The sequence below is a fragment of the Umboniibacter marinipuniceus genome (assembly GCF_003688415.1).
Taxonomy (GTDB): Bacteria; Pseudomonadota; Gammaproteobacteria; order Pseudomonadales; family DSM-25080; genus Umboniibacter; species Umboniibacter marinipuniceus.
In genome coordinates, this window is record NZ_REFJ01000006.1 from 82483 (window position 1) to 105767 (window position 23285).

The following is a 23285-nucleotide window of genomic DNA, read 5'->3' on the forward strand; positions in this document are numbered from 1 at the left end:
GCGAGTAAGTGCTGCAGTTAGAGTTGTTTTACCATGGTCAACGTGACCGATTGTGCCCACGTTTACGTGGGGCTTGGAACGTTCAAATTTTTCTTTAGCCATCTGACCAATTCCTCACCAGGGTGATTTAAACACGAACAGGAGGCTTTACAAGCCTCCCACAGATAATTGGAGCTCTTAAGCGGATTTGAACCGCTGACCTCGTCCTTACCAAGGACGCGCTCTACCAACTGAGCTATAAGAGCATTAACCCAAAATTTGAAAAATTCTTGGAGCGGGCAGCGGGAATCGAACCCGCATCATCAGCTTGGAAGGCTGAGGTTCTACCATTGTACCATGCCCGCTTAATACCCAAATAAGGTAACTTTAAAAATGGTGCAGGGGGGTGGATTCGAACCACCGAAGCTTGCGCGTCAGATTTACAGTCTGATCCCTTTGGCCACTCGGGAACCCCTGCAGGGCGGTGTGCATAATAGCGACACCAGGCCATAAGTCAAACGATTATTTTGATTAAAATCAAATATTTAACTTATAAAATGGAGCTGGTGATAGGAGTTGAACCTACGACCTACTGATTACAAGTCAGTTGCTCTACCAACTGAGCTACACCAGCTCTACTGCCTTTCAGCGGGGCGTATATTAGTTAAATGAACGCCCCGTGACAACCCCTCAACAGGATTTTTTTTCAATAAATTCAAGCTGATAGCGATTTATTAGCCCCTCAGCCTGCTCCACTCTAATAACGGCGCGCCATGCGGGCTTTCTTAGCTGATAAAGCAACAATTCAGAATTTAAATTTTCTTCACCTAATTCACGCCGTAAAGCGTTGGCATTTGATTCAGAGCTAAAGATTCCTAACGAATATCTACCCGCTTTTGGTCCGTCGGCTATCTCAAAGGCGCCATTAACCATTGCGCGATAGCCATCAAGGCTTTGCTCGGGATTCTCAGCGCTTACCACCCACCACTTATCGCCATCCACCCACTGGGAGAATTCCTCGGTTACTAGGCTGCCCTGTAACTTTCGAATTGCCGTACGCAAGGAATCCAATACTTCCTCGTCATAAACATTAACGCTATAGCAGCTACCTGCCACTCCAGAGCTAGACGCAGCTACGTTAGCCTGGGGATTGACTGCCTTGCCAGACCATAGCCAATAGGCCAAACCGAGATTTAGAATTATTAAAATTGCCGCCACTGCCTTCATTTAACTTCCCTTAACGACGCTTTCTTCAGCCCCTCTATCACTAAGTTTGGGCAATACTCCGCCCTGCCATCCATAAACCGTATTAAGTTAGGCGCATCGCCACCCGTTAACACCAGCGGTGCATCGGTCTGCCAACGCACCCTTAGACCGTCTATCAACCCCTCAGCTTGAGCCATAGCACCCAAACCCACCGCATGAGCCGTATTTGTAGGCACACAGGGCAAGCTATCAAAGCTCACTTCGCCCACTAGATGGGTGCCCGACAACAGGTTGTTTACGCTCTGTTGTAGGCCTTGAACAATCACACCGCCGCGATATCGGCCGCCACTAACCCAATCTACCGTAAGTGCCGTCCCCGCATCTGCCACGATACAATCACCAAAGCGCTGCTGGGCGGCTAAGGCAGCCAACCAACGATCTATGCCTAAGGTTGCGGGCGTATCATAGTCACAGCTGAGCTCGGCACTGGACGAAACGTAAGCTTCGTAACAGGGTACGCCTCGCGCTAGGAAACAAGAGAGCAGTGCTCTGGTAGCTTGCTTTGTGCGTACTGAAGCGAACACCAGTTTGTCTACTGGTTCATCAATGTCATTGAGACTTTCCACCCGACCCTGCTGAGGAGCTAAGCCCGGCCGCTCAAGCTGATACTTAATCCAAGTGTTACCGATGTCCAAATACAACGTCACGGTACCGCCCTCAAGCTCACTTCGCCGCCGCTGTACTTCCTACGCACGCCATCCACCTCTAGCACTAAGGCACCGTCTTCCGCGATATCTACCATCCTACCTTCGATCTTTTCACTAACGGAGGCCAAGCTCACCAACTGCCCTCGCCACAACGCTCGAGCCAACCAGGGCTCCCTCAGCGTGCCAAACCCGTGCTGACTATAGCCACTAAGCCCCCGCATAATACCTTGTGCTAAGGCCACAAATAGCTCGTCTTTACGTGTGGTTTCAAGACAGGCAACGGGCGCATCAATGGGTGGCGTCATGGTTAGGTTAATCCCAATTCCCACCACCACCGTCACTGGCCCATCCACGTCACCTTCAACCTCAACGAGGACACCGCCAAGCTTGGCGCCTTGGTAATAAATGTCATTCGGCCATTTAAGCTGGGTATCATAACCGAGTTTCGCTAGCACTTCAGACGCCCAAACCCCTACCGCCAAACTCAATCCCGCCAGAACGCTGAAACCCTCTTCAAACTGCCAACGGCAACTAAAAGATAGGCCCGTGCCCATTGGTTGTTGCCAACTTCGCCCTCGGCGACCGCGTCCAGCTGTCTGTAATTCGGCTAAAAGAAGTTTGGGCTGCACGTCACCAGCGCGCGCTTCTTCAATCAACGCGCTATTGGTAGAGGGTATTTCAAGCTGCGAGCTGATGGTCCAATTTGCTAGCTGTGAGCGCAGCGCCACCAGCGCCTCATCACTTACAAACTGCCGTTTTGGTCGGATTACGTAGCCACGCGAAGGAAAACTCTCTACCACCTCATCCAGTGACTTCAGTCGCTTCGAAATAGCCGCTCTGCTTACGCCAAAATGCTCGCCAAGCGCTTCACCGCTCCGGGCGCCATTACGCTGCAATTCCTGTAGTAGTGCATAACTATCAACTGCCATTGGCTGGTGTACCTATTTCTAATTCATGTTGCTGTGCTGCCAAGCTTACCTCAACATTTGGTAGCTCGCGACGAATTCGTCTTGCAAAATCGCCCTGCGCTTGAGGCTCACCATGAATGATACGGACGTGCCGTGGTGGCGGCTCCATAGACAAGACGAATTCCATCAAGCCATCTTCATCCGCATGAGCAGAATAGCCACCTAGCGCGCTGACCTGCGCACTGACCTCCACTGACTCCTCGTCAATGGTCACCGGCGATTGACCACTAAGTATCGCGCGCCCCAAGGTTCCCTCTGCTTGGTAGCCTACGAACAGAACATCGGTGGATTCCAACGGCAGTAATTCGCGCAGAAAATCGATGACCCGTCCGCCTTCACACATTCCACCCGCGGCAATCACAATGGCACTTTCCTCACGCTGCTTTAGCCGATTGAGAATCTGCACATGATCCTTGATCTCGTTGATACAGACAAGGTTATGAAAACTTAAGGGATGGCGCTGATTACGGGTTATATGCTTAGCCTCACTATCCCAAAGTACTTTAAACTGCTCGTATATCTTGGTGAATCGAACGGCCAAAGGCGAGTCAACAATGATAGGCAATCGCTTCCAACTGGGGTCTCTCTGGGCAAATATTTGCTCGAATTCATAGAGCAACTCCTGAGTACGCCCAATACTAAACGCTGGAATAATGGTGGTGCCCTTGTTCTGCAGACTGCGATCCACCGCTCGCTTCAATCGCTCAATGCGGTTGCTACGATCTTCATGGTTGCGTCCGCCGTAGGTGCTCTCAACTACCATTACGTCACAGTGGCCCGGCATAGCTACATCGGGCAGAAGCGGCGTATTCTTAGCGCCTAAATCACCCGAGAACAACACCGATGACTGCGCTGTTCGAACCTCCACAAAGGCCGAACCGAGAATATGCCCTGCTACTCTAAATACAATGGAAACATTATTTGCTAACTCAGCGGGACTGCACTCCTGCCCGTAGTCCACAGCCACCACCTGAGCTTCGATCTTTTCCAGCAAAGACTCGCGAGACGCATAACCAAGCTTAATACCCACACGAAGTGCATCATCAATTACTTCGGGAAGGAGCGCTGCGGTAGCATGCGTGCAGTAGATAGGGCCGTCAAAGCCGCTGGCGACGAGTTCTGGTAGGCGACCCACGTGATCGATATGCACGTGAGTGAGTACCATTAACGAAATGTCTTTGGGGCTAAAACCGAAACCAGATCTGGGTTGGTATTTTTTATCCTGACCCTGAAACAGGCCGCAATCGATAAGCACACTACCCCAAGGGGTTTCGAGCTGATGACAAGACCCAGTGACGCCCTTCGCGGCGCCATGATGGATAATCTTCATTTCTCGATTGTGCGCGGTCTAGCTGCGTTTGTCGAGCAAGCGAGCAGGAACTGCCACCAGCGCCAAGCAAAGCAGCAATGACAGCACTCCCGCGTTCAACATGGTCGCATAGTCACCATCACCCACAACTAGGGCTGCCGCCATGGGTCCCGAAGCCAGTCCCATTTTGGAAGCAAAGCCGCCGAGCGCGGCCATCTGACCGGTGGTGTCGAACTCAGCACAAAGCCCAAGTAAGTAGGAGATTACAAACGCCCAGGTGATACCTACCGCCACGTTAGCCACCCAATACACCCAGGGTAGCTCACTGAAGTGAAACGCCCAGGTACCGGCAGCCGTCAAGAGAATGCCCGCCGCTAGCGGAAACAGCCGGCCAAACTTGGTAGACAGAATAATCACCAAACCTGAGCCAAGAATGCCTAACCACGCAGCCTGACCAAGTGTGGTGCTAATGCTGTCAATATCTAGGCCGACACTACGACCTAAGCCGATGATATAGGCGTAGACCGCCATGTTGGCCGCCTGAAAGAAGAAGGTGGCCAGTAGCGCCAATAGTAGCGGTTTACTCAACTTGGACTTACCCTCAAGCGGTGTTTTCACCGATTCTTCAGGGTGATAGTCATCCAAAAACGGCACCATCAATAGCGTTACCAATGAAAAGGCAATCAGCGCAATGAATAGCGCGGTGGTACCGTATTCTGGCACGAGTGGCGGTAAATACATCAATCCCACCCCACCCAAACCAAACTGTACCGAGAGGAGATAACCAAAAGTTCGATCTGCATTAGTGGTGCGCGCGATTACCGCGAAACCAATGCCAACCAAAGCACCGCCCACTACACCGTGAATAAAGCGCGTGGCCATCATTAAATGAGGGGTCTTAACCAACATTGACAATAGGTCCATCACGATGAGCGCACCGAGGAGCCCATAAGCTGTGAGTCGCCAATTTAATCTTTTAATCAAAAACACCACCCCAAACGCACCTACGGCGGCGCCGTAAACGTTGGCTGAACCCACAAAGCCGGCATCTTGATTGCTAAAACCCAAACCATCAATAAGCCCATCAACGAGGGCTGGCATGATGTTGACATAGAACAAACCTGCGGTAGCAAGAAAGGCGAGTGCCACTCGCGCTAACTCGCCATTACGCGCCAGTTTTGGCAGTTTACTTCCCTGGACGGGTTGACTGGTAGTACTCATACAGACGGCTTCCTTGGTATGAATTATTATTGTGAATTTCTACTTTCAGGCTTTCGTTCGCGGCTTAGCATTACCTCAATAGTGATACGGATCGATTCCCTCGTTCCGGAGCATTTGAATGACTGGCTCCAACTCCTTCTCATAACAGCGCCAGCGCTCAATCGACCCCCGATGAATAGGCTGACGAACTTGGGTTGCACTGGCCGTGGTAGAAGCCGCCTCATTATGCTCGGGATGCACCATTGCCGCTTCAAACTCAAGCCCACAAAACGCGGTTAGCGGTTCGATGGTTGCAGTAGGATTGCTCACTAAGGACTCGTAGGAAACACGGTGAATTCGCTCAGGCATTTCCTTCAGCCAGTGCGCCACAAGCGCGCGATAGGCGATGTAATAGCGTGTAAGCTCCACTAAATCATACGAGAACGGATAGACATCTTCGAATAACGTTTTATAGATAGCATAAATTACATCAAGGGGTGCGCGCTCCAGCAGGACAATCTTCGCGCTTGGCATCGCACTCGCAATGAGGCCAACGTTGAGGTAATTGAGCGGCAGTTTATCAATGAAGCACTTTTGCCCCTTAAGTAGCGGTTGGATCATTGATAAGTAGCGACTTGCAACGGCGTTACCGGGCAACTCGCTCGCCAGCTGCACGGCACGACAACGGTCGATCTTTCTACCCGCATGCTGCTCGACCAGTAAGCGGTTTAGGCTCATAGGCAACGCATTGGGTTCACCTATTGATTCAACGTCGGAATGCATTGAAAGGATGCGATCAACAAGCGTGGTGCCCGAACGCGGCAAACCGAGCACAAAAATGGCACCCTCGCCATTCCAGCGCTCCTCTTGCATTGCCTTCGGCACTTGTACTGGTGTTGACGCTAGCTCAGCGATGGTTGCTAAATCATTGCTAAGATTGTAGTTAATATGCTGACGGCGCAGTGTTGCGGCGAGGCTGAGATAGCTAAAGGAGGCCTTATAGTCACCTAGATCCTCAAGCTCCTTGGCCAGCGCGAAACCCGCCTCAACCCTAGCCCGAGGCGTCACCTCGTAGTCACCCGTGAGGGCCGTTAAGGCTGCCACTTGGTTGTCATCCGTCGTCTTTTTTCGCAAGCCCGCATCAAGAAGCCTTGCCGCCGTGTGCTTCGGATCTTCGCGCAAACAACGCGAAAGCATCTCGCTGGCGCGGTCTAATAACCCCAAAAAACGACACACCGTTGCAACATTAAAGTACGATTGGGCATCGGCTTCGCCGCGATCAATCACCTGCTCGTAGAGCATGAGCGCCCGTCGGTGATCATCAATAACCACCATAAGCCGCGCCGCCGTCTCTAATTGGTAGCGCGTGACTAAGGTCGTGAGATCTAAATGCTCAAGCGTGTTTCGTAAGGAGGCGATGGCGCCAGAAGCGCCCTGAAGATTCGCCAATTGCAACTGATAGACAGACGAGTGAGGCACCAGTTTTAAGGCATTCTCAATAGCCTGAGTGGCAAGCTTGAAATTCTTTAGCTGATAAGCAAGCTGACTGACCGAGTACCAACCCGAAGCATACTGAGGATAGTCACCGCTAAGCTGCTTTGCGTGACGAAGTGCCAAGGCAATATCACCTGCATCGAAGGCCTCCCACAGCGAAGCTTCTAGCAACGAGGCATCGGTCGTGGGGTTCTTTACCAAGTTATCCATTACACCTCTCCCGGAAAAAAAAAGCCTCGGTGTTGGCCGAGGCTTAAGTTTAGCCAGATTCCATTGGGGGTGGAAGCTAGAACGAGTAGTTAGCTGACACACCTAGCGTTCTAGGCTGAGTAATAAACTGACGATTACCGTTACCATACCAATTTTCGAATACCCCGGTATCGTAGCTCCAGTGCGCTTCAGGGAACGCACCCGTCACGCCTTGCTCATTACTAAGGTTCTTACCATAAAGTGTTACGGTCCAGCTATCTGAAACTAAGCTCGCAGAGGCACCTAACAGAAAGAAGCTATCGTGAGTTTGATTTAATGCACTGTCGGCATTGATAAAGTTCTCCGACTCACTTTGGCCATAGGCATTGACGCGTGCCACGAGATCAAGACCTGGCGAAAGCGCCCAGCTGTCCTCAAGACTTAGCGATACCACGCTATCTGGCGAACTTGGCAGCACCGAACCCGCCGGCGCTACGAGCGCTCCGGTCTGGGTACTATTGAAGTCTTCGTCTAGTTCCGCTTGCACGTAGGTGTAGCCAATGTGATAACGCATGGTGTCGGTCAGGTAACCTTCAACTTCAGCTTCGATACCAGTAGTACTAGCAGCCTCGCCGTTCATTGCAACATAGAAACCGTACCAAGCCGTTGTGGTATTAAGCTGTGGTTGATCCCAATCTACGTAAAAAGCAGACACCGTATACGACATCGTATCGGTTCGACCCTTAAGACCGGCCTCATAGTTGATCACGCTGTCTTTGTCGTAGCTGCGGATCGCCTCGGCGTTTGGCTCACCAAAATTATCGCCATTGGCTAAGCTTGGGACCGCGTTAGCACCACCGCGACGATAACCTTCCGAAACAGTACCGTAGACCATCATGCCATCTGAGATGTCATAACTCGCATTCAACTTAAGCAGCACATCGGAATCACTGTCCGTTGATTGCGGCACCTGAGGTGAAGTCCAACCTTCCACTAACGGGTAGCCCAAAATGGTATCGTTGATGCTCTCGTTGTCAAACCAACGGAAGCCACCTGTAACACGGAAGCGCTCGCTAAAGTTATAGGTCACCTCACCGTAAATGGCCGTTTCCTTAAAGGACACATCACGAGAGTACTCCAAGTCACGCTCTGTAAGCGTTTGACCGGTGTACCACACATGTGGCCAGAAGCCCGCGCAGGCGGGATCGGATGTTGCAGCACAGGACTGCTGGAATTCGTTCATACCTGGGTTCCAGCTGTTTTGGAACACATGCTGATCTTGATCCATGTAAAAGGCACCAACCAACCAGTCAATAGCACTCTCGCTATCGTTGGAGACTAGGCGGAACTCTTGAACTAACGCCGAATCATCATAACCACGTTCTGCGCGCTGTGCTGGACGAGGCCAGCCGCTATAGCCAAAGCTGTCAATCCAGTCGCGGCTTGCGCTTGGGTCGAATTGCCCACCGGAGACCCAAAGACCGCCGTTATCGCTATCACCACGGCCAGTGTGGTCGTAGTTTGAGGTGTTCGAAGTTAAGGTTGCGAAGCCTAAGTCCCACTCAAGGTCTAGCGCGGTCAACTCTACATCGCGCTCACTTGGTTCGAGCAGAACTTGACCTGAATCATATTCGCCGTACTCGAAATAGAGCGGCGAGCTCGCTGGCTGATTGTTGTTGCCTAGCGTTATCGCGCGACGCGCGCCCGTCTCATCACTCTGTGTTTGATAGCTCAGGGTGGCACTGAACGCGTCGTTCAAGTCCCATTTCACAGCGATCTTGGCATAATCGATAGACACCCAATCGGCATCTTCAACCTCTTCATAACAGGCGCCGTTATTAACTACATCAGCATCGGAGGCTGTTCTTGGGTCTTCACAACCGCTGCCTGTATCTACTAATGGTTCACCATAAGAGTTCGTCTGGTAGGCATTGACGTAATCAATGACACCATCGTTTTCAATACGACCTACACTGGCTCGAAGCGCAAGCGAATCACCTAGCGGGATATTGACCATGGCATCCAGGTTTTGATTATTCCCTTCTGAGCCATCGGTTACACTGAAGTCGCCAGAGATCTTTGCCTCAAAGCCCTCAGCACTTGGCTTGTTGGTAATATAACGAACCGTGCCGCCCAATGCGCCGGAACCGTAAAGCGTGCCCTGGGGGCCACGAAGCACCTCAACGCGCTCAATGTCCTTGAGTACGAAGTTTGCGTACAGCGGCGTGTTGTTTACGTAGGTAGAAACGGTTGGCACCGCATTCAGTGAGATATCACCATTCAGACCGTTATCAACGTTCAAGCCACGAATGATAATGCTGTTTACCGTACCGGAATTACGATAACCACGATCCACCACCGAAACGCCTGACATAGACCGCAGCAACTCAGCTTGGTCAGTAATATTTCGCGCCTCAAGCTGGTCACCGCTCATGGATGAGATGTTGTAGGGTATATCTTCAACCGCCTGGGAGCGAGCCGATGCAGTCACCAACACCTCCTCCAAAACGCCTGCTTCCTGAGCCGTTGCTACCGCACTGGCTCCGAGTACCGTTGCCGTAGCAATCGCCACCGCTAACTGGTTTGTTTGAAATCGAGTACCAATCATCGTTCTACACTCCGCAAGTTTAATTCTTATATGTGAGTGGCCCTAACTAGCGCCATATCCCTATGTTGTATTTTTAAACTAACCAACCTTCAAATCTTTCAGTAGTGCCAGTTGGCAACAATTTATGAGTCCAGTTAGCGCTGAACTCGCTCTGGCACCACCAGCTCACCCAGGTCGCCCCACGCTGCTTTCTTGTCAGCATCGGGTTGATAGCAATCGAAAACGACTGGGTTATCACGAAAGCTTTTTATGGCCTGACCTAAGCCGAACATGCCCCGCTCACGAACGCGGCGAACCTGCGCCAGATCTACCTCAACAGGCATCAACTCTCGGCCCACACTGGCCTGATGGATCACCGACCCATCGGGTCCACAGATAATCGACTGACCCACGCCCATCTCGCCAGCGGCGTTGATATTGAAGAAATAACATTGTCCAATCACCGCATTGGTACGAGAGATCGACAACTCAACTTCGCGATCAATGGTGCCAGTTAGAGTTGGACAGATGATAACTTCCGCCCCCAGGTAGGTGAGGTTTCGGGTAACCTCTGGATACCATTGGTCATAACAAATACTCACTCCAAAGCGACCAACCTCCGGGACATCGAAGACCACAAACTTAGCCCCCGCCGAAACACCCTTTTCGTAGGGGTAAAAAGGGTAGATCTTCTGGTATCGCTCAACCACTTCGCCCTGAGGGTTGATCACTGGCGCCACGTTATAAACCGAACCATTTGCCTCGCGCTGAAAAAAGGACCCAGGTATGAGCCAAATAGACAGCTCTCGGGCAATATCTGAATAAAAAGCTTCGGTATCAGAGGGGTGAGATTCTGCCAGCTCTGGATTGGTCCCAAAGCTCGCTAATTCCGGCAGAACAACCATTTCCACCCAGGGAAATATCGCCATTGTCTTTTGAATTTCTTTTTTTATTTGATGGCGATTATCACCGGCACTAAGCTCGAGCTGAAGTCCGGCGATTGCAAATTGAGTCATAAAGGTCACCTAATAGATTTGGGCATGAGTTGCATTAACATCTATTAGAGCGTGAAAGAAGCTTAGGCGTTAGAGCCAGATAAACTTTTCGTTTTAGTCCAGTTGGTTGCTTGCAGGCGTTCGTCTTCTGTTGTTTCAGACAACTCATGGGTATCAACCAGCACGCCTTGATCAATCAGCCGGCCTTGTTCGTCGAACAACTTAAAGACGCTACCACTCGTGACCACGTGATAACGGCCTACATCACCCCACGCCCAGCGTGACCAGCGCCGGCACCAAAGGTCACCTTCCACCCACCAGTGGCCCGAATCACAGTCCTCGTTGGCGTACCCCGCGCGCCCCAATAGCGCACCGCCCTGGCCCACATCGATTGAACAGGGATCTCCGTAAGCTATAGGACACAACATCGTCTTACCCTCAAGCGTTTGAGAGATATCCTTTGCGCGTAGATGATTCCCTTTGGCTTCACTAAGCGTTTCAACCCGCTGCGCAGACAGCGATTCGATCACGTCACGGAGTTGGTCAACGCCATCCTTAATACTGCCCTCAGGTATACTAGTAATCCCTAGACGAAAGTAGTTAACACCATGGTTTGAAGAGCTGAAGTAGTCACCGATGGGCTCGATCAAAATACCCCGCGCCGACGCGGCTTGCGCGAGATAGTTGACATCAACGTCTTCTGCCACCTCCAACCATAGTGCGGTGCCACCCTGAGCCGGCGCAACATCCACATACGGTAGCAAATAGTAATTAACAGCGCGACGCAAGGCGATCCACCGACGTTCGAATTCTCGATGAATTTGGGTAATAAAGGTATCGTAGTAACCCAGCGACAAAAAGAATGCCGCGGTTCGTTGATTGCTAAGCGGTGGGTGCTTCACCATTAATGCCGAGAGCCGCCTTAGCGGCTTGATGACCTCTTTGGGTGCAACAATAAATCCTAAGCGTAAGCCTGGCGCTAGAAGCTTGGAAAGACCTGACACATAGATCACACGATCCTGTTCAGACAGCCCTCGCAAAGATGGGTGAGGCTGCCCCAGATAGTTACTCTCAAGCTCGAAATCGACTTCCACTACGACCTGATCGTTGGTGTTAGCACTCTCAAGCAATTCATGGCGACGCGGCATACTCATGGTGACCGCCATGGGGATTTGATGGCTAGGCGTGGTAATGACAACATCCGCGCGCTTGGCGGCCGGTGTGACTTGCATCCCTTCGGCATCAACCTCTACTGGAATCACTCGCCCACCAGCGTGCTCCACCACTCGGCGAAAACCCGGATATCCCGGCTCTTCTACGGCAACACTAGTTGTTGAGTCAACCAGCAAATCGCTCAGCAGATATAACGCCTGTTGCACTCCAATGGTAATCATGATTTCGTCGGCATTGGCATGAATACCGCGGCGCGGCAGAATTTTGGTCCGTATTTCATCCACCAGCATGGGGTCGTCGGCACCGCCACTCTCACTGGCCCACTGCTTGATTTGACCTATGGTTAAGGCCTGCCGAGAGGCCTCACGCCATTCCTTTGCTGGAAATAACGATTGATCGAACTGGCCGTCTAAAAAGGGGTACGGAAAACGCTGCCAGTTGGGGGGGGCTTCGAAATGCTTCTTGTCACTTGCCTTACGACGAATAAAACGCTGCCAGCTAGCTGATTCTCTTTTAATTGCAGCGTAATCACCGTCAAAACCAACTCGACCTTCCAGGAATTGCGCATTCACGAAAATGCCTGAACGCTCGCGCGATACCACATAGCCTTCATCAATCAATTGTTCGTAGACTAACACCACAGTATTTCGAGCGACACCTAGCTGTTCGGCGAGCTTTCGCGAAGATGGTAAGCGCTTACCAACAGGAAAGACTCCTCCCACAATCGCTTCGACCATCTTCTGCCGAATATGAGACTGAAGATTTAGCTCGGTGTCTGGATCTAGGAAAATGAGTGGTGTTTCCATTGTGTGGTATTAACTATCGTTTTATGCGCGTTAGCTTCATTCGCAACCGAACAAAAAAACTCCAGCCCCCGTATAACTGTATTAAATTTACCCTACCAAGCTTTGCTCATGGAAACAATGAAATGGCGCAATTGGCTTCGCCGACTAACTACTAGTGGACGTATCAATTTAGTGTTGATATAACCGCTGAATAGGCTAATCTAAGGGAATGTGATCCAATTATCAGTATGTCGTTGAGCATAACTAATTTATCAAAAGGATTTACCTAGTGTCGAACTCATTGGGCTTAGGCAATATCGGTAGTAAAAAAGCAGTCGTCAAACAAGTCTTGGCGCCGTCGTTGCTAATCAACATTCTGTCGCTTGCACTGCCTCTCACTATTTTGCAAATTTACGATCGTATCCTTCCCAATCAAAGTTACGGCACCGCGGCGTTGCTGTTAGGCGGAGCCTTCATCGCACTAACTACTGAAGCTTTTCTCCGCTATGTGCGTACTTGGTTGCTGGCGGCGTCCGCCTCGAACACCGAGAGAAGAACCTATGAATCCGTCATTCAATCGCTTAATAAGGCAAACGGTAAAGATCTGGGGCAGTTAGGCGCGGGCGGCGTTCATGAGGGGCTCAAGTCGGTGTCTGTCATCAAAGATTATTATTCTGGCGGTTTGGTTTCTGGCCTCATTGACCTCCCGTTTGTGGTTATTTTCTTAGCGCTAGTCTGGTACGTTGGCGGCAGTTTGGTACTTATCCCGGTTATCGTTTGGTTTATCGCGGGGAGCTTCGTCTGGTTTGCATCAGTCAGAGCAAAGTCCTACTCTCTCGAGGCCGCTGAAAATGAGCGAGGGAGAGCAAGCTTTCTGATCCGTATATTCAATCTCCTTGAAGGTATGAAGAAGCAGGCCGCTGAGTCAGAAGTATTCGCCTCTTTCCGCCGCATCAACCAATCGAAATGGATTGCGATGTCGAAGGCCGAACAAAATAGCGCGATGGCACAGGAGAGTATCCAGGTTGCATCGATGGCAACGTCTGTCGCCATTGTACTTTTTGGCGCCTTAGTGGTACTCGATGGCGAAATGACCACTGGCGGATTAGCCGCTTGTTCCATTCTTTCGGGCCGCGCCGTTCAACCCTTAAGCGCGCTAATAGGCTTAAGAATGCGTTTTGACTCCTTCGAAGTAGCAGATAAAACGGTCAACGAACTTACTGAGCTCTCGGCGCACAATTACTTCGCTGGGACTAAGCGAATTGAGTCGCCGCTCCAAGCGATGCGCATCCGTGATGTAGAATTTAGCCGACACAGTCGCTCGTACATCCTCGACGCCGCGTTTAAACCCGGAGATATCGTCAGAATTAACCACAGCTCGTCCTTTGTCCGTAGCCATGCACTGGGTATTATTTCGGGGATCAATTACTTTCAGAAGGGCGATCTAATTTGGAATGACGACGTTCTCAGAAACTACGACTATCAAAGTTTCCGAGAGAAATGTAGTTACGTTGCGCAGCGACCGCAACTGTACACAGGTTCGTTACTCGACAATCTGTGCGGCTTTAATTCAGATATGACGGAGCAGGCGCTTGCTTTTGCCCGCGCACTGCGACTGGACCCTATTATTTCAGAGCTTCCCGAAGGTGTTGAAACCAAAGTAGGGACTACATTAGGCTCGCCCTTGAGTTTGGGGGCTATTCGCTTGGTAAACATTACCGCGCAGCTTTCAGCCGCCAACCGTGTTGTTGTGATCGATTCGCCTGAGAAATATCTCGACAAACCATCAATCGATGCATTCGTAAAAGTACTTCAATATCTCGCATCCCAAGGCGCCGTAATCATCATGGCAACCGATCACCCTGAGTTCGAGGCAATACAAACCAACACCGTTGATGTGGTTGAAGCACTGGAGGTGAGCGTATGAAGACTACAGAATTTAAACCGCTCATGTCGCAGCTACTCAAGGAACTCGAAGTCAATTCCAATATTCGAAACTTTGGCGACCGCTGGCTTGATGAACACGCCTCGCTGTCTCTCGATAGTACGCTAACTTTTTTAGATCGATTAGATATTCCCTATGAGGTACACAGTGTTGGTAGACAACTTCAGAAACAAGAATGCCTAATTGGCGTCCTTGTTGGCGATGATGGAGGAGTTCTCTATCAACTCGAAAATCAGCAGCTACAGGTACTCTTGGACGGCCAATACACGCCAATTACGCCCGAGGAATTAGGCGCCTATTCAATTGCCCTGGTCATTACCAATCCACCGCGCGAGAAACCCGATGCGGATTGGTTAGACGGCCGACTCAAGCGCTATCGCCCTATTATCCCGAAGCTCATGATATTGGGCTTCATTGCTAATATCTTCGCACTCTCGATTCCCTTCATTACCATGGCCGTCTACGACCATGTCATTGGCGGTGGTGCAGCGCACGAATTGCCGGGCATTGCCGTTGGCGCGCTGCTACTGTTCGGAATGATGCTCTCAATGCGAATACTTCGCTCTCAACTACTGACAACCATTAGCAACCGAGTAAGTCGGGAGATTTCGGAAAGTATACTCAATAGGCTTTTTCGCTCATCACCTACACTGCTGAAGCAGACACCTTACTCAACATTACTCGCGAGAACCTCTATTGGCGATAGGCTGAAAGGTCTTGCTCAGGGCACCTTGGGCGGTGCTCTACTTGACCTACCCTTCGTACTGATGTTCCTAATCGCCATTGGCATTCTGGGCGGTTGGCTAGTCATCGTTCCAATCATTAGCATTGCCCTATATGCCCTCTTAGCAAGACAGTCGCAAAAACAATCGGCAAAAATGAGTAGCCATACCACTGTCGGCGGGGCGAGTCGACAAACCTTAATCGACGAAGTCGCGGGTAAACTGTATTTCATGAAAGGCAGTAATGTGATTCCGCATTGGATCCGGCGATTTAAAAAAGCCAATACCCTTGCTGCACGTAACTCCTTTGCCATGGCAACGCTCCAAGCGAAGTTTACCTCCATGTACTACTTTCTTAGTATTGGCTCGAACCTGGCGGTCATCGCGCTGGGCGTCGGATTAATCTTCGATGGACTAATGTCGCCTGGCGGTCTTATTGCCACCATGATGCTTATTTCCCGCGTTACAGGCCCTGTTAACATGCTTGCTAATAGCGCCGCTCGCTTCCCACAAGCAAAACAGGCGAAGCAGCAAATCAATCAGCTGATCGCACAGCGAGTAGAAGGCAGTTACAATTTCCAACATGCGCCGTTGCCAGAAGCGGCGCCCGCTATCGAGCTTGATCAGTTAACTATTCGTTTTCCTAACCAACTTCGACCTGCATTGTCGGGAGTATCCGCTAACGTCGAAGCCGGCCAGTTGGTGGCCGTGACCGGTGCTATGGGGTCAGGAAAATCCAGTTTGTTAGAGGCCATCGGTGGCCTGCTTGTTGCTCAGAACGGTTTCGTTAAGATCAATGGTGTTAACTTAAGCCAGTATGACCCTCAGCTTTATCGCCATTGGTTGGGTTATCGCGGCGAACAACCGCAAATGCTACTGACGAGTATTCGTGACTTTGTTTCCGATGGTAGGGAAATGACCGACGAGCATATCGAACAGGCTATCACCTTATCAGGCGGTGGCGAGTGGTATTCTTCGCTTCCTGATGGATTGGCGACTCAGTTGGGCGACATCACGCCCTATTGCCTAACAGACAGGATGATTGATTTCGAAGGCCGAATTCTGGCCCATACTAAATTATTGGCGCATGATTTCCCCCTATACCTGCTAGACATTCCCAGCCTGAATAGCGCTGAGCGTCAAGCCTTCGAGGAGTTTCTGACGCGGAGGCGTGGAAACGCAACGATTTTGTTTACCACCCACGACAATGACCTCGTCAAGATGAGCGATCAGGTTATCGTGTTAGACAAAGGCGCTGCCGTCTATGCGGGTCCAGTTCCCGAAGACGAACCCGAAGAAAGTGATGCAGCCAATTTAGCGCCAACCCCAGATAATGAAACAAGCGAGGCTCCCAATGAATAACTCGATTTACGGCGATACCGTCGAATCTTCGATGACGAGAAAGCTTTTGGCTACAAGTACTTGGACGATCTTTTCTTGTGTCGCACTGTTTGCGATCTGGGCGATTTTCACCGATGTTGACGAAATTGCCAAAGCACCTGGGTCGGTTATTCCGGAAGGAGATCGTCAGGTTATTCAAAGTGACACAGGCGGCAAAATTGCGCAGATCTATGTACGAGAAGGCCAGATGGTTAGCGAAGGCGACATCCTCGTTGAATTTGATGCCACCTTTGAGAATACCGCGCTCGATGAACTAACCGCTCAACAAGCGGCGCTCGCTTTGACCGTAGAAAGGCTCAGCGCGCTCATCGAAGAGCGAGATCCAAACTTCGAAGACTTTCAACAACGTTATCCTGCCTTGGTAGTACAGCAACGTAACCAAATGGCCTCGGAGCAACAAACCTTCGAGAGCCAGAAGCGATCGCTAGTCACGCAACGCGCTGAGTCCGAAGCCGAGTTAAACGGATTAAAGACGTCTTTGCCGAGCCTCCAAGCCCAGCTGGCATCAACTCAGCAGGAGCTCGACATAATGAACGAAGCCGCTACCGTGGGTAACGTGTCGCGACTGCAAGTATTGCAGCAGCAGGAGAAGCTCTCGTCTGTCGACAACCAGATCAAACAGGCTCAAAGTCAACAGGAAGTGCTAGAGAGGCGACTTGCGACTATTGATGCCCAAATTGATCAGCAGTGGTCCGAAGCGGTGCTCAACTACAACACTCAGCGCTCCCAAGCAGCAACGGATTTAGCCGCGCTGGGAGCTCGAGTAAGATCAGGAGAAGAGCGAGTGTTCGAGACAGTGATCCGTTCACCGCTTCACGGTTTAGTTCAGACCATTCCAACGACCTTGAATGGAGCGGTGATCGCTCCGGGCGGTACGATAGCTGAAATCGTTCCGATTGACGGAAAAGCGAAGTTTAAAGCACGCTTATCACCAAGAGACATCGGCTTTGTCAGCGTAGGACAGCATGCTCGTGTCAAGGTAGATGCCTTTGATTACAGCCGTTTCGGCGCGCTCAATGGCGAGGTCAGTTTAATTTCACCCACCACTAGCCAAGATGAACGAGGACAAGTTTATTACGAGGTGGAAATTGAAGTCGAGCAAACCTATTTCGGTAATGACCCATCAAGCTTCGTGATCCTTCCTGGCATGACTGGGGAAGTGGATATTGCGACGGGTGAAAAAACGGTATTCCAGTACCTTTGGAAGCCTATTTACACTAACGTCAGCCGCGCCTTCGGTGAACGTTAACATAGCTTCACGCCTGGTTGGTCAACTAGCAAGGCGCTGTTAGCGAACTAACAGCGCCTGAACCATTATTAGACTGAGCTTGAGTCGTCTGAGAATTGATCATTAACATCTAATGGATGCTGGTGATGCGTGTCATCTTCAGCACCAACTAAGCCATCATGACCCGCCTCTAAACCATCACTACCCCCGACGTCACTATCGAGCACGGCCGAATCAGCTTCCGCAAACACCTGATCCAGATCAGGGTCTAACGGCACTTGAGGTGTGCTGTGGGTAGCCACATCATCGGCGGTGATACCCAGCTGATCAAGATAAGAACTGGTGGTTTGGGATCCGTCATGCTGATCGACTGGGCCGCTATCCGTGACAGCCACAAGTTCATCGAGATCGATCTTGACATCGACCACCGATTGATCTTCTGCAGCCTGAACAGCCTGACCCTCTTCCTCCGCAGGCGGAGGCGGAGGCGGAGGCGGAGAAGCCAGAAGATGGTCATTAGCGGTAGCCGTAATTTCTTGCTCGGATCTTCCAATTAGCGCTCCTGTACTCTTACCCTGGACCACTTTTGTCTGAACAATGTTAACCTCAAGCTGACCTGCCCAGTCCGGCGGCGCGGTTACTGTTAGGTCACTTAAGCTAGCCGCATCTTGGTGATCCGGCACCCAGTACTTACCTACTAAATGTGCATCACTCATCGTAAAGCCATCAGGTAGCTGGACGGCCATTTCCCGGCCGTTATCCGCTAAAAACTGACTCCCCGCTGCCTCGCCGGGTTTTGCCGTCGTACCGCTGTTATCAATTTCGATTTGGTACTGTGTTGCATCTACCGTATAAACGTTCAATGGCGCATCGTGCATTGAAGCTTTGGCGTCAATTACTGACCCCTGCGGATTCAACTCCAATTCCATGAGCCGGTTTGCTCCCTTACCATCGGGCTGTAACACCGTCACAATGAATTGCTCGTGAACGGGTTGCCCCGCCTGCCACACTGGGTCACCATCCGTAGCGTGGTACTGCCAGTGCCCTTCACTATCCATTATAAGATGCCCGTGCGTACCTTGAGACTGGTCAACTTCCCAACTCAATAACGAGCTATCCGTATCCGGATCCAATACCTGCATTGCTCCCTCGACACTCGTTGAAGATGAGCCTCTTGGTTCAATGTGCGCGCCAGTAATCTTAGGCAGGTCGTCTGTGCCCTGTAAGTTCACAGCCAACTTAAATATTGAGTGTATGGGCGGCGTATGGCTGCTGTCTTCTAGCAACACAGTGACCGAATCCGTCACGTGATCAGAGGCACCGAGCTCACTCACCTTCGTTTTATCGGGTGTATACTTCCAGTCACCTGTTGACGAATCAATACTGAAGTCGCCAAAGGCTCCTTTGGGCTGATCAAGACTAAACGTCGCATGATCCAGGCTCGCTTGCCCGCTTACCTCGACCTTCTCAATGGTGCCGCTGGCGTCGTAGTCCGAACCATCAACGATTTTGACATCATTGCCGTACCCTCGGGCTTCGAGCCCAACCCCAGTTGGACTAACAATAACCGGTGTTATTGTCATTTCGCTGCTGGCACCATTTGAGTCAGTCGCCACTACCGTCACGTGCATCCTTAGTACACCAACGGCATCTCCGTTAGCGTCGATCACTTCCGTTATCGGGTCGCCAGCTTTGTGACTTACTCCGTCTGCAGTTACGCAGTCCTTCGTAAATGTGCTCTTGGGATGTAACTCCCACGTGCCATCCTTACCCAGCGTAAAGGTTGAATACTCGGTTTCAATCGTATTCCCACTATGCCCCTTTAAAGAAAGCGTAAACGTATCGCCGTCAGGGTCATGGACAATGACGCGCCTACCGCCAGTAGTGCCGCCACCCACTAACCTGTCTAACTCAAGAGCCCCCGAAATGGTCGGCGCCTCATTTGACCCTAAGATATTTAGGTTGATACTGTGGGATACAGCTTTGCCGCTATCAGTACTTCCATGAACCGTGAAGCTCTGCTGACCAACATCACCTTCACCCATGCTTTTAATTGCTTCGGATTGGCTGTTCGCTATGAAAGAGTATTGGCCATTAGGCTCGAAGACCAAAACGCCGTATTTGCCAATAATCGGTGGCGTACTGTGCCACGTAATTTGATCACCATTGATGTCAGTGGGTACCTCACCGAACAGATGCGGATCGGTACCCGGCTCTGGCTTAACAATTAGCTCCGAGGCACCTTTATCCTGAATGGCGATCCGATGAATACCAAGATCGGTAACCGCGTACTTAGGGTCAGTACCCGGATCTTTAATCATCTGAGCCGTGATCATCTCACCATGCTCAACCAGCGAATCGACCGTAATCGGCAAACCTATCGCCACTTGCTGCAGGTGCGGACCGGGTGTTCCATCGCTGCTGAATGTTACGCGATAAACGTAATCACCACCTATCAACTGTGGCGTATTACTACCCGGCGGATCCATCACCATTTCTACACCTTGAGGCAATTGGACCTTTGCTAGATCGATATCGGTTAAATCTAAATGAGATTTCACGAGCACCGAAGCAGTTTCGCCTGCACCAAGCTGTCCAAAGAAGTTGACCGTAAACTTGCCGACCTCTCCCTCGGTAACACTATTTGGGCTCGACATCGAAAACTCGCCCGGCGAGTTCGGATTTAACACCATGGGCACAACTGTGGTATGACTCTCTTCGCTGCCATCCGGTGCGGTGGCCGTAGCAATAAGCTGAACTACCGCATTATTGTGTAGCCCCGCTGGGACTGTTGCGTGAATGTGATCTAAATCCCAGCCCTTTAAACTAATCAGCTGATTAGGTGAATTAACGCGAATACTGTTGCCGCTATCGTCATGAAGAACAACACCGTGTGGCACACCCGTCAACTTCGCGCTCATCGATTCCGATACACCTTTATCAACCGCGTCGAGCTCGATCTTGATATCAAGTTCATCACCAGCCCGAATAGCGCCGATGTTATGGGAAATATCCTGTTTGAATTCGCCTGTTCCACTGCCGAGCTGAATTGGTACTATGAATGAAACATTCATCCCTTGATTAGTGATCGTGTTGAGACCGGCGACAGCAAGGTTCATCGAAGTCGCCGTTACACTTGGAGGAATAGAGAATGACACCCCGTCAATGACATCCTGACAACTCGCTTCAAAGCCCACAAGCTTTCCATTCACCCTGTATTCTTGGAGAGGATCACCATTCTTGTCAAAAGCGTGTATCCCGGTTGGCAGCGCATTGGTGATATCGACATTACCTGCCTTACTCGGATCAGGTAGGCCAAGCACAACGTGATCACCTGGATCATAACTAAAGCCTGTTGTATCGGGCTTATCTCCACGGAGCACTTCGATAAGTTCGGGATTACTTGAAAGGTCAATATCCTGATGAATAGCACCGGGTTGAGCGCTAACACTCACCGTTGGTGCATCAAGCTTCCCAACAACGTCCACTTCCACGTCTTTGGTAACAATCTGTCCGTTGGATGAGGTTAGCTGCACATGAAAAACTTCACGCACCGTTTGCCCTGGCCCAATCTCTTGAGCTGCTTTATTGTCGAACATAAAGTAGCTCTGGGTACCATCAGAGGTAAGATGGAGGTCGCCATATTTGGTGTGTAAGCTGTAGAGCTGAGTGCCAGCAATCTGCTGAACGCTCGCGCTTGTCTCCGTTGCTCCGCTCCCTTGACTTATTCCTGTCACCAACGCGGTTTCTCCAGCATCTGGATCAAGGATTGTGATACCGACAGGAATTCGAGCACTATCACCCGGAGCGCCATCCTCTTCGGCAATACCAACAACTAGTACTCCACTCGCAGAATGAAGCGTTGAAGTAGTAATCGTGGCAGATTGATCAGCCTCAACTTCAATTGTGAAGGTGCTCTGCGATTGATCGTCATAGCTCGATGAATGACTTGTATCAACCACTCGGTAGGTCATTGTAGGTGTCGTAAAGGGAGTCGCCGCCCCTGGTAGCGGAGTAAACGTGTAGCTGCCATCCGTATCGATAGCTAATGTCCCTTGGCCGGCAATCGTGTAAGGATGCGAGGGGGTTACAGTTACATAGTTACCTGTCGACGGATCCTTTAGCTGAACATCGTGAAGCGCTAAAGTGCTCCCTGCGTCAACATCCGTAGCTGCTGCCGACGCGCCCTCTAGGGTTCCGACACCCGTGATCAGATTGCCGGAAATCGCCGGTCCGAACTGCTTGCCGCTGTCGGTCAATACTTGAATGACCGGTTTCTCGGGTTGCCCGTGAACTACCAGTGTAGCCCTTTGAGTAAACGAATCGCCTGTTGACGACTGCTCGACTTTGTACTGAACATAAATTGATTGGCTTTCACCCAAAGCAAGCGAATTATACGCGGGGTTTGTTGCATCGACTTCGAGCGTATGACCGTCACTACCGAGCACAAACCCATCTGGCACATTGGTACTCCAATGGCTGCCATCCTGTGAGTACTCAACCTGCGAAACTGACTCACCCGTAACGCCATCGAGGAGATCGAGCGAAATGTTCTTACCCTCATCGACATCAGCACTAACAACACTTTTCAGCAGTTCGGTGCTTGCAGTAACGCTATGCCCTAAGACATCAGTAGCTTCCATTGAATATTTAAATTCATGGTCGCCCGTTACCTTATCGAATTCACTGTGTGGAATCGTCAATGACCATTTCCCACCTGTCACGGTGGCAGTGAGGTCTAGGTTATTCTTAGCATTTGCTGGATCTACCACATGAATTGTAATATCTGTGCCGTCAGCAATACTATAAACTGAGCCACCTAATACAAGGTCACCCGATGCGACCTCCACTTCAGTGTTCGCACCAAAGTGTGGGTGATTGGCACCATGACCTGGGTGATTAAATCCATGGATTGAATGCCCGCCTCCCGATACTACCGTCTCAATCTCAATACCATTGTCTATTGATTCAAGCGTGATGGCTGCGGGCTCCACCACACGGATCTCAGTGCTAGAAGGTACGCTGGTGCGACCATCTGAAATATCAAATTTAATGTGAGGCGAGCCGGTAAAGGTGCCCGCAGGTGTGAACGTAACGGAATTATCCGAATTCGTAACAAGCGTACCTGCATTTGAAGGATCCAGGCTAACGTTCTCTACAGTGAGCTTATCTCCATCAGAATCAGTTACCCCTGCAAGCAATTGCGCTTCGGTAATTGTGATGGGCGCCGCGCTGTAAGTTCCCTCTGGTGCAGCTGCAGATGCTGCAACGGTTGGAGCGGTATTGAACTCAGGAACTGAGATGTGGTTAAACTGGTAGGTTTTAGATTGAGAGAATCCGGTTTGTTGCCTCTCACCTTCCTCAACATCAACTCGCACCGACATATCAAAAGACGTT

General features: G+C 50.8%; 14 protein-coding genes and 4 tRNA genes. 3 read left to right on the forward strand and 15 right to left on the reverse strand.

From position 1 onward, the window contains the following. From DFR27_RS12780 to pdxR, 14 genes are all read right to left on the reverse strand, one after another. A partial coding sequence (locus DFR27_RS12780) for a GTP-binding protein (RefSeq protein WP_036257037.1) occupies positions 1–102 on the reverse strand: 102 nt, incomplete at its 3' end. Positions 103–169: 67 nt separating this feature from the next. Then, a tRNA-Thr gene (locus DFR27_RS11905) sits at positions 170–245 on the reverse strand. Between the two features lie 25 nt (positions 246–270). Next, positions 271–344, reverse strand: a tRNA-Gly gene (locus DFR27_RS11910). A 29-nt stretch (positions 345–373) separates the two neighbouring features. After that, positions 374–457 (reverse strand) — tRNA-Tyr (locus tag DFR27_RS11915). An 80-nt stretch (positions 458–537) separates the two neighbouring features. After that, positions 538–613, reverse strand: a tRNA-Thr gene (locus DFR27_RS11920). 56 nt (positions 614–669) lie between these two features. After that, positions 670–1206: a hypothetical protein gene (locus tag DFR27_RS11925; protein WP_121877704.1), complete on the reverse strand. Its 537-nt coding sequence runs from the start codon at positions 1204–1206 to the stop codon at positions 670–672. After that, positions 1203–1892 (reverse strand): type III pantothenate kinase, encoded by a 690-nt coding sequence (locus DFR27_RS11930; RefSeq protein WP_121877705.1) that lies wholly within the window; start codon positions 1890–1892, stop codon positions 1203–1205. The genes DFR27_RS11925 and DFR27_RS11930 overlap by 4 nt, the downstream gene beginning before the upstream one ends. Then, complete coding sequence (locus DFR27_RS11935; RefSeq protein ID WP_121877706.1) at positions 1889–2821, reverse strand: biotin--[acetyl-CoA-carboxylase] ligase; 933 nt, start codon at positions 2819–2821, stop codon at positions 1889–1891. The genes DFR27_RS11930 and DFR27_RS11935 overlap by 4 nt, the downstream gene beginning before the upstream one ends. Further along, complete coding sequence (locus tag DFR27_RS11940) at positions 2811–4190, reverse strand: MBL fold metallo-hydrolase RNA specificity domain-containing protein (RefSeq protein WP_121877707.1); 1380 nt, start codon at positions 4188–4190, stop codon at positions 2811–2813. Before DFR27_RS11940 ends, DFR27_RS11935 begins: the two co-directional genes overlap by 11 nt. A gap of 18 nt (positions 4191–4208) precedes the next feature. Next, positions 4209–5390: an MFS transporter gene (locus DFR27_RS11945; RefSeq protein WP_121877708.1), complete on the reverse strand. Its 1182-nt coding sequence runs from the start codon at positions 5388–5390 to the stop codon at positions 4209–4211. Positions 5391–5465: 75 nt separating this feature from the next. Continuing rightward, positions 5466–7073: a tetratricopeptide repeat-containing sulfotransferase family protein gene (locus tag DFR27_RS11950; protein WP_121877709.1), complete on the reverse strand. Its 1608-nt coding sequence runs from the start codon at positions 7071–7073 to the stop codon at positions 5466–5468. 76 nt (positions 7074–7149) lie between these two features. Next, a complete protein-coding gene (locus DFR27_RS11955; protein WP_121877710.1) occupies positions 7150–9660 on the reverse strand; it encodes a TonB-dependent receptor in 2511 nt (836 codons plus the stop codon). Positions 9661–9794: 134 nt separating this feature from the next. Further along, positions 9795–10655: a carbon-nitrogen hydrolase family protein gene (locus DFR27_RS11960; RefSeq protein ID WP_121877711.1), complete on the reverse strand. Its 861-nt coding sequence runs from the start codon at positions 10653–10655 to the stop codon at positions 9795–9797. 62 nt (positions 10656–10717) lie between these two features. Then, positions 10718–12613, reverse strand: coding sequence for a MocR-like pyridoxine biosynthesis transcription factor PdxR (gene pdxR / locus DFR27_RS11965; RefSeq protein WP_121877712.1), 1896 nt, complete (start codon positions 12611–12613; stop codon positions 10718–10720). A gap of 268 nt (positions 12614–12881) precedes the next feature. Here pdxR and DFR27_RS11970 point away from each other — a divergent pair, with 268 nt between their 5' ends. From DFR27_RS11970 to DFR27_RS11980, 3 genes are read left to right on the forward strand one after another with little or no spacing between them, the layout of a single operon-like run. Continuing rightward, the gene (locus DFR27_RS11970; protein WP_170150856.1) at positions 12882–14519 is read left to right on the forward strand and encodes an ABC transporter transmembrane domain-containing protein; all 1638 of its coding nucleotides are present in this window, start codon (positions 12882–12884) and stop codon (positions 14517–14519) included. After that, positions 14516–16621 (forward strand): ABC transporter transmembrane domain-containing protein, encoded by a 2106-nt coding sequence (locus DFR27_RS11975; RefSeq protein ID WP_121877714.1) that lies wholly within the window; start codon positions 14516–14518, stop codon positions 16619–16621. Before DFR27_RS11970 ends, DFR27_RS11975 begins: the two co-directional genes overlap by 4 nt. Further along, on the forward strand, positions 16614–17909 hold the full coding sequence (locus DFR27_RS11980) for an HlyD family type I secretion periplasmic adaptor subunit (protein ID WP_121877715.1): 1296 nt from the start codon (positions 16614–16616) through the stop codon (positions 17907–17909). Before DFR27_RS11975 ends, DFR27_RS11980 begins: the two co-directional genes overlap by 8 nt. A gap of 68 nt (positions 17910–17977) precedes the next feature. Here the strand turns inward: DFR27_RS11980 and DFR27_RS11985 are convergent, their stop codons facing one another. Next, positions 17978–23272, reverse strand: coding sequence for a VCBS domain-containing protein (locus tag DFR27_RS11985; RefSeq protein ID WP_121877716.1), 5295 nt, complete (start codon positions 23270–23272; stop codon positions 17978–17980). Between the last annotated feature and the right edge of the window lie 13 nt (positions 23273–23285).

Coding starts and splice junctions, on each gene's coding strand:
- DFR27_RS11925 (WP_121877704.1), bottom strand. CDS start 1,206: ATGAAGGCAGTGGCGGCAATTTTAATAATTCTAAATCTCGGTTTGGCC.
- DFR27_RS11935 (WP_121877706.1), bottom strand. CDS start 2,821: ATGGCAGTTGATAGTTATGCACTACTACAGGAATTGCAGCGTAATGGC.
- DFR27_RS11940 (WP_121877707.1), bottom strand. CDS start 4,190: ATGAAGATTATCCATCATGGCGCCGCGAAGGGCGTCACTGGGTCTTGT.
- DFR27_RS11945 (WP_121877708.1), bottom strand. CDS start 5,390: ATGAGTACTACCAGTCAACCCGTCCAGGGAAGTAAACTGCCAAAACTG.
- DFR27_RS11950 (WP_121877709.1), bottom strand. CDS start 7,073: ATGGATAACTTGGTAAAGAACCCCACGACCGATGCCTCGTTGCTAGAA.
- DFR27_RS11955 (WP_121877710.1), bottom strand. CDS start 9,660: ATGATTGGTACTCGATTTCAAACAAACCAGTTAGCGGTGGCGATTGCT.
- DFR27_RS11960 (WP_121877711.1), bottom strand. CDS start 10,655: ATGACTCAATTTGCAATCGCCGGACTTCAGCTCGAGCTTAGTGCCGGT.
- pdxR (WP_121877712.1), bottom strand. CDS start 12,613: ATGGAAACACCACTCATTTTCCTAGATCCAGACACCGAGCTAAATCTT.
- DFR27_RS11975 (WP_121877714.1), top strand. CDS start 14,516: ATGAAGACTACAGAATTTAAACCGCTCATGTCGCAGCTACTCAAGGAA.
- DFR27_RS11980 (WP_121877715.1), top strand. CDS start 16,614: ATGAATAACTCGATTTACGGCGATACCGTCGAATCTTCGATGACGAGA.
- DFR27_RS11985 (WP_121877716.1), bottom strand. CDS start 23,272: ATGTCGGTGCGAGTTGATGTTGAGGAAGGTGAGAGGCAACAAACCGGA.